The following is a 2294-nucleotide window of genomic DNA, read 5'->3' as shown; positions in this document are numbered from 1 at the left end:
TCAAATCACCAATAAAAAGGTAAGCAGAAGTGTAGAACTGAATGAAAAAGATAAATTGATGTATATGTTTGAGAAGGAATTAGGATAAGAGAATGATAAGCAAAATAATCAAAGAATGCATTCTCGCACTATTTTTGTATCTTGTTCCTACAAATTAACTATACAATTATGTCTGAAAGAAAAATCCCTATATATCTAGAATGTGGTTATAGCATTGCTATGCAGGTGCTTGGCGGAAAGTGGAAAATTTGCATCATAGAAGCACTTCGAGATAAGCCACTACGCCCAAGTCTGATATTCAAGGAGGTGCCTGATGCAACAGAACGTGTAATAAATCAACAACTTAAAGAATTGTTGGAGTATAAGATTATAGATAGAAAAATTTATGCAGAACAACCACCTCGTACTGAGTATTTTCTGACTGATTTAGGTCGTTCCGCATTTCCTTTGTCGCTGTGGCGACAGGAAATCCGCCCGCAGCCCGCCCAAGCCCATAGCCTCGGTCGTTAGGTGTCATAGTAAAAAAAGGAAAAAGACGGATTTGTTGCTGAAAAATCTTTGAGGAACTGTCCGCTTCTTCTCGACTTTTTGACTTATCGGTTAGACTGAATTTGCTGGCTTTCGGGAGTTTGCACGGCGGACAATTCCTCGCAGATTTTAAAGGAAAGAAAATTAGACTTATTACTTTTCAGACTACGACATATAACGAACGAAATTTTGGAAATGGAGATTTCCGATTTGAATATAAGGAAACCAAGTTCATTTTTTGCAGACTCTGCTCTTTAGCGGACTGAAAGTGGTTAACGAACAAACTTGACGAAAAAACAAAAAGAAAAACAAACTCACGGACAACCCGAAAATAAAAAACCCGTTTCGGGCTGTCGTGAAAGTGCTTAAACGGAAAAATTTTCGATTCTATTTCTGCTTTCCGACTGACATTCAGTTCATTTAATTTGAGTTTCTCGACTTTAAAACTGTCGGAAAACATGAATTCTAAGACAAAAAAATCAGTTTTTATTCGTTAATTTGTGCGTAGTTTAGCGGTTAGACTTTAAGAAAAAAGAAAATATAAAATTTACAACGAATTTGAGCGTTTTCGGTTGGAAAATGCGGTTTAACAAGCGACTGAATTGTGGTTTTCGAAGTGAAAGCTCACTAAACGGCCGAAATTTAAACGACTGAAAAACAACAAACTACGACCACCTAACACACGCCTATGTTCACAGGCTGGCTGACGTGCACTTAGCAGGTTTTGCGCCCGCATTCGCCTTGTCGCTGTGCGACAGCGAATACGCCCGCAACCCGCCCGTGCCCATAGCCTCGGTCGTTATGTGTAATTTTAGCCGCAAACGCAGTTAAAACAAAAAGGCTCCGAATTTCGGAACCTTCTTTTTATCATTTCATTTTTCTAAAAAACTTGTACAACAAATCGATTTTATTTGAACAAAGAATTGGCATTGCTTCAAAAAGGGTTTCTTCATCCCATTCCCACCATTTCATTTCCTGCAATTTTTGGATGTCATCATCACTAAATCTCTTTTTTATCAATTTGGCTGGATTTCCCCCTACAATTGAATAAGGTTCAACATCTTTTGTAACCAAAGCACGACTGCCAATAACAGCTCCATCTCCTATCTGAACTCCTGGCATTATCATAGCTTCACTACCAATCCAAACATCATTCCCAACAACTGTATCTCCTGCTTTTTGAAATCCATCTTGGCTTTTACTGAAAACATCAAATTCAGACATATAAAAAAATGGAAAACTGGAAATCCAATCATATTTATGACCTTGATTACCTGCCATTATGAAACTTGCACCGCTCCCTATTGAACAATAAGAACCGATAATTAGTTTATCGACATCATTCCTGTCCGGAAACAGATAACGAGCACAATCGTCAAATGAATGACCGTGATAATAACCAGAATAATAAGAATATTTACCCGAAATTATATTGGGATTAGTTATGTGGTCTTTGATTATTTTTCCTTTAAAAGGACTTTCGAAGTAATTTTTCATTATTTAACATATTTAATTTACAATAAGAGACAATAAGGAAACGAAGAATAATACTAAACTATTCTCTTCCTATACGTTGCGTAAAGTAAATTTGCTAATCTGATAATTTCATCTGACAAAGATACTAAAAATTCCTTCACATAATAACTAAGCTTTCGTCTTGCCCGGAGGGCACGAGATGAAAGCCCGTTGAACGGAACCGTAGGAAGCTAATAAAGTATTATGGAGTTTTCGAAGTGCAGCTTTAAGATATACGAGCAGTAATTTTA

General features: G+C 36.9%; 2 protein-coding genes. One reads left to right on the top strand and one right to left on the bottom strand.

Annotated features, from left to right (window positions below):
• The first annotated feature begins 168 nt into the window (after positions 1–168).
• Positions 169–510, top strand: a complete 342-nt coding sequence (locus tag H4K33_RS16220; protein ID WP_150433340.1) for a helix-turn-helix domain-containing protein — start codon at positions 169–171, stop codon at positions 508–510.
• A gap of 885 nt (positions 511–1395) precedes the next feature.
• Here H4K33_RS16220 and catB read toward each other — a convergent pair.
• Positions 1396–2025: a type B chloramphenicol O-acetyltransferase gene (gene catB / locus H4K33_RS16215; RefSeq protein WP_010256763.1), complete on the bottom strand. Its 630-nt coding sequence runs from the start codon at positions 2023–2025 to the stop codon at positions 1396–1398.
• Positions 2026–2294: the final 269 nt, after the last annotated feature.

The organism is Myroides sp. WP-1 (assembly GCF_014145635.1).
Classification (GTDB): Bacteria; Bacteroidota; Bacteroidia; order Flavobacteriales; family Flavobacteriaceae; genus Flavobacterium.
Note: the sequence above shows the minus strand (reverse complement) of the source record. Positions and strands in the feature narration are given on the sequence as shown.